Here is a 2,604-nt window from a genome sequence, read left to right as displayed (position 1 = left end):
GCAACTTCTGGACAAGCATCATCTTTATCAGCAATTCCGTCTCCGTCAGTATCAGGACAACCATTGAATTCAACTGGACCAGCAACGTCTGGACAAGCATCTTTACTATCTTCGATTCCGTCTGCATCAGTATCAGGACAACCATTGAATTGTTTTAAACCAGCAACTTCTGGACAAGCATCATCTTTATCGTAGATTCCGTCTCCATCAGTATCTTTAGCACCAAATTTGAAAGTTAATCCTAAAAAGTGTTGCATGTGAGTTGGAATTGCATTAGCATCTTCTCTAGAATCAAATGAATATTTGTAAGAAGAAGTCCAAGAAAGACCAACTTGTTTAGTTAACCAAAAAGTTAAACCTAAACCTGCATTAACTGTTCCGCCTCTAGCATCATCACCTAACCAAGTATAACCTCCACCTACGTGAGCAGAAGGATCAATTACTTTAGATTTGATTAAATTTTGGAAGCTGCACTTAACAGTACCATCAACTGCATAATAGTTTAAATCTCCTGGATTTACTACTACGTAATCTTGATTTGGCACTCTATCAAGAACGAATCTTGAAATTTTGTTAACAGATCCAGTTACTCCAAAGCTAAAGTCACTTCCAACGTATCTTGATACATTAACGTAAGATACAGATGGAAGAATATTCCAGTACTCTTGTGCATTAAAGAACTGTGAGAACTGATTCTCGAATTTGTAGGCAGCACTTACTCTACCTCCGTCTACAGCGTTTGCACCAAACCCAATAGCCCACTTGTTGTTGCTGTCTTGAGCTTGAGAACTTAATCCTAAAAGCATCAATAAAGCAAATAATTTGTTTAGATGTTTCATACTTAATTTTTGTTAGATTATAGATATAATTACGACAAAAGTAATACCAATAATTGAATTATCAAAACGTTGTAGTAAAAATTCTACTTTAATCGATGGTTTTTAATGATTTACTTACTTCAGTAAATGCATTTATTGCTTTGTCTAAATGTTCTTTTGTGTGCGCAGCAGATAATTGAACTCTAATTCGAGCTTTATCTTTAGGTACAACTGGATAAAAGAAACCTATAACATAAATACCTTTCTTCAATAATTCATCTGCCATAATTTGAGATAACTTGGCGTCATATAACATTACTGGTACAATTGCAGAATCTCCGTCGATGAAATCAATACCTGCTTTTCTTAAACCTTCTTTGAAATAATTCGTATTCGATTCTAGTTGGTCTCTTAAAGTCGTATCTTTTTCTAATAATTCAAATACTTTAATTGAAGCTCCAACAATTGCTGGCGCCAAAGAATTTGAAAACAAATACGGACGAGAACGCTGGCGTAAAATTTCAATTATTTCTTTTTTGGCAGTTGTATATCCGCCCATTGCGCCACCAAGTGCTTTTCCTAATGTCCCTGTGATGATGTCAACTCTACCCATTACGCCTTTAGCTTCAAGCGTTCCTTTTCCGGTTGCGCCTATGAAACCTGCTGCATGACATTCGTCAACCATTACTAATGCATCATATTTATCGGCTAAATCGCAGATTTTGTCTAATGGCGCTACTAATCCGTCCATTGAGAAAACTCCGTCTGTAACAATTAGTTTGAAACGATGTCCAGCTTCTGTTGCTTTCTTCAATTGATTTTCTAAATCTTCCATATTGGAGTTTTCATAACGGTAACGTGCTGCTTTACACAAACGAACACCATCAATAATAGAAGCGTGATTCAATGAATCGGAAATAATACAATCTTCTTCTCCTAATAATGGTTCGAAAACACCACCATTTGCATCAAATGCTGCTGCATATAAAATAGTGTCTTCTGTTCCGTAGAAATTGGCAATTTTTTGTTCTAATGTTTTGTGAATATCTTGAGTTCCACAAATGAAACGCACAGACGACATTCCGAATCCGTGAGAATCTAATGCGTCTTTTGCAGCTTGAACGACTTCTGGATGTGATGACAATCCCAAATAGTTATTGGCACAAAAATTTAAAACCGTTTCGCCATTAACTGTAATTTCTGCTCCTTGTGGAGAAGTTATAATGCGTTCTTTTTTGAAAATACCATTTTGCTCAATAGTATTTAATTCGTTTTGCAGGTGTTGTTGAATTTTTCCGTACATATTTTTAGTTTGTTTTGTTTTTTTATTATTTTTTCAAATAAAGCTACTTTGGATTTAACTTTTTCAGGTCTTCTTATTGGGTCAAAATTACTAGGATTCACAAACATAGCAATCAATGTTAGCTTTTCTCTTTGACTTAAATCTTTTAAATCCATTTTAAAATAATATTTTGAAGCTTCTTTTATTCCTATGTTACCATTTAAGTAATCGCTATTCATAAAAAGCATTTTCATGCATTCCTCTACGGTAAATTCCTTTTCTATTTTTAAAGCATAAATTATTTCAACAAATGGTAATTTGATACTTGTTCTAAGATTATAACCAAAATCCCTAACAATATCAATACTTGGGCAATGATTGAAATGAGAAGAAAATACTGAGCTTTTGACACTATTAACTTCATAAAGTTTTGAATAAAGTTCTTGTAAATCTGAAATATCTTCGTTCTTTGATTTTTTAATTTCCTTTTTTATAGCTTTAAAA

3 protein-coding genes are annotated in these 2,604 nt (G+C 33.8%); all 3 read right to left on the bottom strand.

Going from position 1 to position 2,604, the window contains the following annotated elements:
• The coding region (locus DIU01_RS00430; protein WP_290831296.1) for a thrombospondin type 3 repeat-containing protein at window positions 1-839 on the bottom strand (839 nt) is incomplete at its 3' end.
• Window positions 840-927: 88 nt separating this feature from the next.
• Window positions 928-2,121, bottom strand: a complete 1,194-nt coding sequence (kbl, locus tag DIU01_RS00425) for a glycine C-acetyltransferase (protein ID WP_290831295.1) — start codon at window positions 2,119-2,121, stop codon at window positions 928-930.
• Window positions 2,082-2,604: transglycosylase domain-containing protein (locus DIU01_RS00420; protein ID WP_290831294.1), on the bottom strand; the 523-nt coding region annotated here is incomplete at its 5' end. The genes kbl and DIU01_RS00420, both read right to left, overlap by 40 nt.

Origin of the sequence: Flavobacterium sp., from assembly GCF_003525665.1 — a bacterium.
GTDB lineage: Bacteria > Bacteroidota > Bacteroidia > Flavobacteriales > Flavobacteriaceae > Flavobacterium.
This window is presented reverse-complemented; position numbering and strand designations above follow the sequence as displayed.